Annotated in this window: 9 protein-coding genes; 5 read left to right on the top strand and 4 right to left on the bottom strand. The window is 66.2% G+C overall.

The window, feature by feature from the left end:
- The first annotated feature begins 58 nt into the window (after positions 1-58).
- On the top strand, positions 59-451 hold the full coding sequence (locus VEG08_07680; GenBank protein HXZ27867.1) for a hypothetical protein: 393 nt from the start codon (positions 59-61) through the stop codon (positions 449-451).
- A gap of 93 nt (positions 452-544) precedes the next feature.
- On the opposite strand, the gene VEG08_07675 is transcribed toward VEG08_07680, so the two are convergent.
- Positions 545-1,150 (bottom strand): hypothetical protein, encoded by a 606-nt coding sequence (locus VEG08_07675; protein ID HXZ27866.1) that lies wholly within the window; start codon positions 1,148-1,150, stop codon positions 545-547.
- A gap of 306 nt (positions 1,151-1,456) precedes the next feature.
- On the opposite strand from VEG08_07675, the gene VEG08_07670 reads away from it, so the two are divergent.
- Positions 1,457-2,761, top strand: a complete 1,305-nt coding sequence (locus VEG08_07670; GenBank protein HXZ27865.1) for an amidohydrolase family protein — start codon at positions 1,457-1,459, stop codon at positions 2,759-2,761.
- A gap of 243 nt (positions 2,762-3,004) precedes the next feature.
- Here the strand turns inward: VEG08_07670 and VEG08_07665 are convergent, their stop codons facing one another.
- The gene (locus VEG08_07665) at positions 3,005-3,298 is read right to left on the bottom strand and encodes an HU family DNA-binding protein (protein HXZ27864.1); all 294 of its coding nucleotides are present in this window, start codon (positions 3,296-3,298) and stop codon (positions 3,005-3,007) included.
- Between the two features lie 299 nt (positions 3,299-3,597).
- Between VEG08_07665 and VEG08_07660 the strand changes: the two genes are divergently transcribed.
- On the top strand, positions 3,598-4,275 hold the full coding sequence (locus tag VEG08_07660) for a hypothetical protein (GenBank protein ID HXZ27863.1): 678 nt from the start codon (positions 3,598-3,600) through the stop codon (positions 4,273-4,275).
- Positions 4,276-4,358: 83 nt separating this feature from the next.
- Here VEG08_07660 and folK read toward each other — a convergent pair whose 3' ends face one another.
- Positions 4,359-4,841, bottom strand: a complete 483-nt coding sequence (folK, locus tag VEG08_07655; protein ID HXZ27862.1) for a 2-amino-4-hydroxy-6-hydroxymethyldihydropteridine diphosphokinase — start codon at positions 4,839-4,841, stop codon at positions 4,359-4,361.
- Between the two features lie 192 nt (positions 4,842-5,033).
- Between folK and VEG08_07650 the strand changes: the two genes are divergently transcribed.
- Positions 5,034-5,771 (top strand): response regulator, encoded by a 738-nt coding sequence (locus VEG08_07650; protein HXZ27861.1) that lies wholly within the window; start codon positions 5,034-5,036, stop codon positions 5,769-5,771.
- A 182-nt stretch (positions 5,772-5,953) separates the two neighbouring features.
- Here VEG08_07650 and lpxC read toward each other — a convergent pair whose 3' ends face one another.
- The gene (gene lpxC, locus VEG08_07645; protein HXZ27860.1) at positions 5,954-6,865 is read right to left on the bottom strand and encodes a UDP-3-O-acyl-N-acetylglucosamine deacetylase; all 912 of its coding nucleotides are present in this window, start codon (positions 6,863-6,865) and stop codon (positions 5,954-5,956) included.
- A gap of 157 nt (positions 6,866-7,022) precedes the next feature.
- On the opposite strand from lpxC, the gene VEG08_07640 reads away from it, so the two are divergent.
- Positions 7,023-7,533: DUF2207 domain-containing protein (locus tag VEG08_07640; GenBank protein HXZ27859.1), on the top strand; the 511-nt coding region annotated here is incomplete at its 3' end.

Below are 7,533 nucleotides of genomic sequence, written 5' to 3'. Positions count from 1 at the left end.
ACCGCGGAGCTGAAGAAATAGTTTCTCGTTTCTAGTTTCTAGTTTCTAGAGAGCAGCGATGGCGCTCGCGATCTCTCCCGACGGGCAGTGGCTGGCTTACCAGTCTGACGAGTCGGGGCGGTCGGAGGTCTTCGTGCAGTCCATGAGCGACCCCGGGGTGCGGGAGCAGATCTCGCGCGACGGCGGGGTGCAGCCGCGCTGGGCGCCCTCGGGCAAGGAGCTGCTGTACATCTCCCAGGACTGGGTGGTGTCGGTGCCCATGGGTCCAGGGCCGGGGCTGCATCCCGGCCAGCCGGTGAAGCTGTTCCAGGACAAGGCGCAGTGGTCGGGTTACGACGTGGCCCGGGACGGGCGGCTGATCGTTGCCCGCGACGTGGAGCAGGCGGGCGCGACCCGCATCAACCTCGTGCTGAACTGGTTCGATGAGCTGCGGAAGAAGACGGGGAAGTGAAGCGCAGTTTCTAGTTTCTCGTTCCTGGTTTCTGTTTCTAGAGGCAGGACGGCAAGGGACGGGCCACGGCCCGTCCCTTGATTTCTTGCGGGGTCACTTCTTCTCGTCCATACCGCCGGACTTGGGGGCGGACGCAGCGCCACACTTCATGCCGCCGGCGCCGCCGCAGCAGCAGCCGCCCTTCATGCCCCCTTGCATCCCGGCCGTGCCACCCTGGCCCATCTGGGCGCAGCAAGGACAGCCGGCCATGCCGGCGCCCATGCCACCGTGCATGCGGCCGCCACCCATCATGCCGGGGCCGCCCATGCCGCCGCCCATCATGCCGGGACCGCCCATCATGCCCGGGCCCATGTGCTCCATCATCATCGCCATGTGGTCGACCAGGGTCTGCCACATCTGGATATCGAGCTGGGCCTGCTGCTGGGCGGCGGGATCGGTGATCTTGGGCAGGTTGTCCTTCATCTGCTGCAGCGTGGCCTGGGCCTTGTCGACCTGCTCCTTCATGGCCTGCATGTGCTGCTGCATCTGCTCCTGCATCTGCTTGCGGCGGGCGGCGCGCTGCTCCGGGGTCATGGCCGACCGGGGCTTGGTGGCCTGGGCGCCCGAGGCCGGGGGCGTGGCGGTCTGGCCGTTCTGTTGGGCAAAGGCCAGCGAAGCCACGAACAGCAGCAGCGCAAGGACAAGGGCTTTGGTCTTCATGATGGAGTTCCTCCTGGGTAGAAGGAAAGTATACGCCCTTGGATTGTCATCCTGAGGAAGCCCGACTGGCCTGGAGCGGAGCGACCGGGAAAGGGAGGGCGCCCGAAGGACCCCTATAGCCAAGACCAACCCGAAAAACGCCTGTGTGCACTTCTAAAAAAACGGAAGGGTATAGGGGTCCTTCGACTCGCGATGCCCTGCGGGCGAGCCGCAGGACATCGCTCGCTCAGGATGACAAATCAAGAGGGAGTGCGTGAGCTATAATCACCGACCTTGCAAACCGTTTTCAGGCTCAGGAGGCCAGAGATGAAGCTGCGAGGATGGCGGGTATTGGGGTTGCTGGTGGCATTGCTGGCGCTGGCGGCGCTGGCGGGGGCGCAAGCGGCGCCCAAAACGGTGGTGGTGCACGCGGGCAAGCTGTTGGACGTGCGCACGGGGCAGACGCTGACGCGCCAGGCCATCGTGATCCAGGGGGAGCGCATCGTGAGCGTGGGACCGGAGGCGCAGGCCAAGGTGCCGGCGGGCGCGACCGTGATCGAGCTGCCCAACGCCACCGTCCTGCCGGGGCTGATCGATGCCCACACCCACCTGACCTTTGATCCGGTCTTCGGCTACGAGATGCTGGGCATCAGCATCCCGCGGGAGGCGCTGACCGGGGCCAAGAACGCGCGCCTGACGCTGGAGGCGGGCTTCACCACGGTGCGCAACGTGGGAGCGCGCGGCTATACCGACATCGCGCTGCGCGACGCCATCAACGCCGGCGACGTTCCCGGGCCGCGCATGGACGCCAGCGGCCCGGCGCTCTCCATCACCGGCGGCCACTGCGACAACGACCTGCTGCCCTACGAGTATCACGCCACCTCCGACGGCGCCGCCGACGGGGTGGAGGCGGTGCAGCACAAGGTGCGCGAGATCATCAAGTACGGCGCCGACGTCATCAAGGTGTGCGCCACCGGCGGCGTGCTCTCCAAGGGCGACGATCCCCAGGCCTCGCAGTACACCCTGGAGGAGATGAAGGCCATCGTGGCCGACGCTCACCGCCTGGGGCGCAAGGTGGCGGCGCACGCCCACGGCGCCCAGGGCATCCTGTGGGCCACCGAGGCGGGGGTGGACTCCATCGAGCACGGCTCCTACATCGACGACGCCGGCATCGCCGCCATGAAGGAGCACGGCACCTACCTGGTGCCCACGCAGTACCTGGCCGACTGGATCATGGAGAACCAGGACAAGATCCACATGCTGCCCTCGTCCCGGCAGAAGATGAAGGACGTGACCGCGGTCTCGCGCCAGAACCTGTCCCGGGCGATGGCGGCGGGAGTGAAGATCGCGCTGGGCACCGACGCCGCCGTCTATCCCCACGGCCTGAACGCGCACGAGTTCGCGGTCTACGTGAAGATGGGGATGACGCCGCTGGCCGCCATCCAGGCGGGCACCACCAACGCCGCCGATCTGCTGGGGTGGAGCGACCGGGTGGGCACGCTGGAGCCCGGCCACTACGCCGACCTGATCGCGGTGGACGGCGACCCGCTCCAGGACATCACCACGCTCCAGCGCGTGAAGTTCGTGATGAAGGGCGGGGCGGTGGTGAAGGACGAGTACCACCGGCGGTAGGGTGAATCGACGATTGCGTCATGGACGATTGACGATTCGTGGTACGGGCTGCTTTTCGATCGCCCATGACGCAATCACTCCATCCTCAATGAGAAAGGCCGGCTGGGAAGCCGGCCTTTTCTGTGCCTAGGGAAAATGACCCGGAGCCGATAACGAGATCCTTCGCCCAACCCACGGGCTCAGGATGGCGCCTGCGGGCTCCCGCTCACCGCTTCGCGGTTCGCTCACGCCCGCACAACGGCGTCATTTCTTGGGGGCGATCATGTCCCGGACGGCCTTGGCGACGCGGAACTTGCACACGGTCTTGGCCGGGATCTTGATGGGTTCGCCGGTCTGGGGATTGCGGCCGATGCGGGCCTTGCGGTTGGATTTCACCAGGCGGCCCAGGCCGGGAAGCACGAACATCCCCGACTTCTTGGTCTCTTTGATGGCCAGGTCGGCCAGGTTCTCCAGGAAGGCGGCGGCGGTCTTGTTGCTGGTCTCCAGTTTCTCGGCCAGGTGACGGACGACTTGGGTCTTGGTCATTCCCGATGCCATGAATCCTCCTTGTCAGTTTGTACTAAGAGAGCTTCTCCGACCCGGCCATCTTAAACCATCGCACCGCGGAACAAAAGCGTCTTGACCGCTTTTTATGCGGGTTTTTCCACAGCAGGCCCCGGCGGCAGGGCTCAGGAGTCAGCCCATCCCGCTGTGACCTTTGTGTCCTTCGTGTGACCTTTGTGTTCTTTGTGGTGGGCTGTTGAAACCTTTCACCACAAAGGACACGAAGGGCAACACGAAGGTCACGATGGGCTGACTCCCGACTCTTGGCTCCTGACTCCTCTCTCGATGTCATAATGGACGTTCTTGAGGAGACGCCCCTGAGCTGCTCGATCTGCTCCACCCGCAAGGAAAGGCGCTTCTGCCCGGCGGTGCACGCGAAGATCTGCCCGCAGTGCTGCGGGCGGGAGCGCGAGGTCTCGCTCGACTGTCCCAGCGAGTGTCCCTACCTGCAGCAGGCGCGGCGGGAGGAGTTGCCGCGACGGCTGGCCGAGGTGGAGCAGGCGGCGCTGCTGCCCGAGGTCCAGGTGCGGGAGCAGTTCCTCTACGAGCGCGAGCCGCTGCTGGTGGGGCTGAGCTACGCTTTGGCGCAGGCGGGGCGGGCCGACCGCGAATTGCGCGACCGCGACTTGCTGGCCGCGCTCACCGCCCTGGCCCAGCGCTATCAGACCCGGGTGCGCTCCGGGCTGGTCTACGAGCATGCCCTGGCCGGCCCCGGACAGCAGGCCCTGGTGGCCGGGATCGAGCAGAGCCTGGCCGAGTACCGCACGCTCGAGCAGCAGCACCTGGGCGCCGGCACGCTGCGCGACTCCGAGGTGCTGGAGGCGCTGGTCTTCCTGGTGCGCATGGGGCAGGCGCGCACCTCCGGCCGGCCGCGCTCGCGCGCCTACCTCGACTTCCTGCTGGCCCAGTTCCCGGAGAAGCAGGGCGCCATCGCCTCGCCGGGAGAGGGAAGCAAGATCGTGCTGCCATAGTTCCCGGTTCCCGGTTTCCAGTTTCCGGTTGCCCATGGGACAGCTCCGCAAGCAACAGGGAACTGGGAACCGGCAACTGGGAATTAGAGCTTGCGCACGCCGGGCGGGCCGGGGGGCAGGGCGTCGCGCAATTCGCGCACGCTGCGCTTGAAGACGGGATGGCGGGCGTCGGGAGCGATCTCGGCCAGGGGCTCGAGGGCGAAGCGGCGCTGGTGCAGGGCGGGATGCGGGATGGTAAGGCCGGCCGTATCCACCACCGAATTGCCAAAGAGCAGGATGTCGATGTCGATGAGGCGCGGGCCCTTGGGCTGCAGCCGCCGCCGCCCCATGCCTTGCTCGATGGCCAGCAGCCGTCCCAGAAGCTGTCGGGGCATGAGTTCGGTCTCCAGGGCGACGGCGCAGTTCAGGAACCAGGGCTGCTGCGGCAGGTCCACCGGCTCGGTCTGGTAGAACGAAGAGACGGCGCGCAGCGTGCCCAATTCCTCCAGGCGGGCGAGCGCGGCCTCCAGGTTGGCGCGGCGGTCGTCCAGATTCGAGCCCAGCCCCAGGTAGGCGGTCTTCTGCACGGGGTTAGCTTAGCATCCGGATCGAGGGAGATCGGGTCATTGAGTCATCGAATCATCGGGTCATTTGAAGGACCAAGAACTCTCTGCGCATGGACTCAATGACCCGATGACTCAATGACTCGATGACGAAATGGCCCCCGGTTACCTTCGTCACTTGGCGGAAGCGGGAGCGGGAGGTAGGATGCGGGAGTCATGCCTTTCTCCTCCCTGGTCCTGTGCCGCGACCCGGAGTCGCTGCGGGTGCTGCGCCGCGTGCTCGACGACGTGGGCATCTCGGTGGAGGTGTTCACCGGCCCCGATCCCGCGGTGGAAGCGCTGGCCAAGCACAAGTTCGACGCCGTGCTCATCGACTGCGACGACCTGCACGGCGCCACCGGCGTGCTCCAGCTGGTGCGCACCTCGTCCTCCAACAAGAGCGCCATCGTCTTCGCCATCGTCAACCGCGTCACCAGCGTGCGCGACGCCTTCAGCATGGGCGCCAACTTCGTGCTCGACAAACCCCTCAGCATGGAGCGGGTGGCGCGCAGCCTGCGGGCGGCGCAAGGGCTGATCCAGCGCGAGCGGCGCCGCTACTTCCGCCAGCAGGTCAAGCTCAAGGCGGAGGTCCTGCTGCCCGGGGGCGAGCCGGTGCAAGCCTGGGTCAGCAACCTGAGCACGGGCGGAATCTCGCTCAGCATGCCCCAGCCCGGGCCCGCCAGCGGCAGCGTGCGCGTACGCTTCTCCCTGCCCGGAGGCAAGCAGTTGATCGACGCCCAGGGAGAGATCGCCTGGACCGGGACCGAGGGCGGACAAGTGGGCGTGCGCTTCCTGCAGGTGCCGGCGCCGGCGCAGAAGGAGCTGGACCAGTGGCTGTCTGCCAACCTGGACAAGCATCCGCCCACCTCTTTGTTCATCAACGCCAGCCGGGAGCCGGGCAAAGCCGGACGATAAGGGTCTTTTCAAGGCCGAAGCGAAGACGGGCGCGGCGCAAGCCGCGCCTCGTTCTTCATTCTGCCGAGGTTTATTGATTTATTCATTTATTGATTTGTCGATTTTCTCTAGACGCCCGGCGCTCCGGGGCCAATCAATAAATCAGCAAATGAACAAATCAATAAATGTGGCGATTCAACGCCTCAGGCCGGGTCGAACAGCGGAGTGGTGGCGGGCAGAGGGGCGGGTTCTTCGGCGTGCTCGGCGGTGCTCTCCTCCCACAGGGAGTGGTCCTTGAGCAGGCGGGAGACCAGGGCAGTGTGCATGGCGTGGCCGGCGCGGTCGGCCACCACCCGGCCCTGGATGCGCTTGCCCAGCAGGGCCAGGTCGCCGATCAGGTCCAGCACCTTGTGGCGCACGAACTCGTCGGGATAGCGCAGGGGCGGGTTCTCGATGCCTTCGCGGGTGAGCACGATGCAGTTAGCGGGCATGGCCCCGCGGATCAGCCCCATGTTGCGCATGGCCTCTTCCTCGTGGCGGAAGCCGAAGGTGCGCGCCGGCGCCACCTGCGAGAGATAGGAGCCGTTGGTCAGCTCCACCTCGAAGCTCTCCCGCCCGATCAGGGGATGGGGGAAGTCGATGGTGTAGCTGACGGTGTAGCCGTCGGCGGGATAGACGGCGATGAACTTGGCGCCCTCGCGCAATTCCAGGGGCTGGCGGATGCGCAGGCTGGAGCGGCGCCGGCGCTGGCTGCGCAACCCGGCCTGCAGCACCATGTCCACGAAGGGCTGGGCGCTGCCGTCCAGGATGGGCACTTCCAGGTTGTTGAGTTCGACCACGGCGTTGTCCACGCCCACCCCGATGAAGGCGGAGAGCAGGTGCTCGGTGGTGGAGATGAGCACGCCCTGCTTCATCAGGCTGGTGGCGTAGCTGACGCGGGCTACGTTGCGGCTGACCGCTTCCACCGGGAAGTTGTCCAGATCGACGCGGCGAAAGACGATGCCGGTGCCCGCCTTGGCCGGTAGAATGCGCAGCTTGACCGCGGCCCCGCTGTGGAGTCCTACCCCTTGGCACTCCACAGGGCGGCGGATTGTCTGTTCGAGGGGCAACGGTATCCGGTTGGAACAGAATAGATTAAACCCTGCGATGTGATTTTGTTCTGTGGCAAATTGGCCACACTTCGTGGCCAGAATGCATCCCCCGAGCGGGCAGGGAGGCGCCGGCATTCTGGGTTGACAGCGGGCTCGCGTCAGCATACCTTGCGCCCACACCATGAAGATGAGAACCCTGGTGTCGCTCTCACTGCTGCTGGCGGCGGCCGCTCTCTCGGCGCAGACGCTCGAAGAGTCGCCGGCGCGCGAGCAGATCCTCAGCTTCCACAGCGAGGTCACCGTGCAGGCGGAGGGTGCCCTGCTGGTGCGCGAGACCATCCGCGTGCGCGCCCTGGGCGAGCAGATCCGCCACGGCATCTACCGCGACTTTCCCACCGACTACAAGGACAAGTACAGCAACCGCTATCGAGTGCGCTTCCAGTTCCTGGGGGCGCTGCGCGACGGCCGGTCCGAAGACTTCCGCCTGGAAGACCAGTCCAACGGGGTGCGCATCTACCTGGGCCGCAGCGACGTCCTGCTCGATCCCGGCGTGTACACCTACACCCTGGACTACCGGGTGGAGCGTGAGCTGGGCTTCTTCCCCGGCTACGACGAGCTCTATTGGAACGTGAACGGCACGGGCTGGGACTTTCCGGTGCTGGCGGCCTCGGCCACCGTGCACCTGCCCGGCG

This window comes from Terriglobales bacterium (assembly GCA_035624475.1).
GTDB lineage: Bacteria > Acidobacteriota > Terriglobia > Terriglobales > Acidobacteriaceae > DASPRL01.
This window is presented reverse-complemented; position numbering and strand designations above follow the sequence as displayed.

What these genes read in the sequence shown, in the direction of transcription:
- VEG08_07670 (HXZ27865.1), top strand. Translation starts at nt 1,457, where the DNA reads ATGAAGCTGCGAGGATGGCGGGTATTGGGGTTGCTGGTGGCATTGCTG.
- VEG08_07660 (HXZ27863.1), top strand. Translation starts at nt 3,598, where the DNA reads ATGGACGTTCTTGAGGAGACGCCCCTGAGCTGCTCGATCTGCTCCACC.
- VEG08_07665 (HXZ27864.1), bottom strand. Translation starts at nt 3,298, where the DNA reads ATGGCATCGGGAATGACCAAGACCCAAGTCGTCCGTCACCTGGCCGAG.
- VEG08_07680 (HXZ27867.1), top strand. Translation starts at nt 59, where the DNA reads ATGGCGCTCGCGATCTCTCCCGACGGGCAGTGGCTGGCTTACCAGTCT.
- VEG08_07650 (HXZ27861.1), top strand. Translation starts at nt 5,034, where the DNA reads ATGCCTTTCTCCTCCCTGGTCCTGTGCCGCGACCCGGAGTCGCTGCGG.
- VEG08_07675 (HXZ27866.1), bottom strand. Translation starts at nt 1,150, where the DNA reads ATGAAGACCAAAGCCCTTGTCCTTGCGCTGCTGCTGTTCGTGGCTTCG.